Annotated in this window: 1 protein-coding gene; it reads left to right on the top strand. The window is 35.2% G+C overall.

What is annotated here, in order from left to right; genetic code table 11:
- A partial coding sequence (locus VSR34_RS38890; RefSeq protein WP_342965298.1) for a hypothetical protein occupies positions 1–322 on the top strand: 322 nt, incomplete at its 5' end.
- Between the last annotated feature and the right edge of the window lie 76 nt (positions 323–398).

Here is a 398-nt window from a genome sequence, read left to right on the forward strand (position 1 = left end):
GGTTACTATGCTGAAATGCCTCTGGAACTTGTGTAGAAAAACAAATAACTTATTGGTTAAATGGATTCACATGTACTGCTTAAAAGGTAGTAATGTGATGGATGCTATAGGAGGGACTAATTGGTCTTGGGTGATCAATAATATCATGAAGCAAAGAGATATCACTACTCATGTTGCTCAAACTTGGGATAAAATGTTGGCTGGCAGTAATTTCTCTATGAAAGACATGTACAAAGCCTTGATTGATGATAATAATCAGGTGCCTTGGAGACATTTGATCAGTAAGAATAATGTTAGGCCTAGAGCTATACTGAACTTATGAATGATTTGTCATGGAAAATTGGCAACCAAAGATATACTTAAGAGATTTGGGGTGATTCAAGATATCATATGTAGTT

Origin of the sequence: Paraburkholderia sp. JHI2823 (genome assembly GCF_038900695.1) — a bacterium.
Taxonomy (GTDB): Bacteria; Pseudomonadota; Gammaproteobacteria; order Burkholderiales; family Burkholderiaceae; genus Paraburkholderia; species Paraburkholderia mimosarum.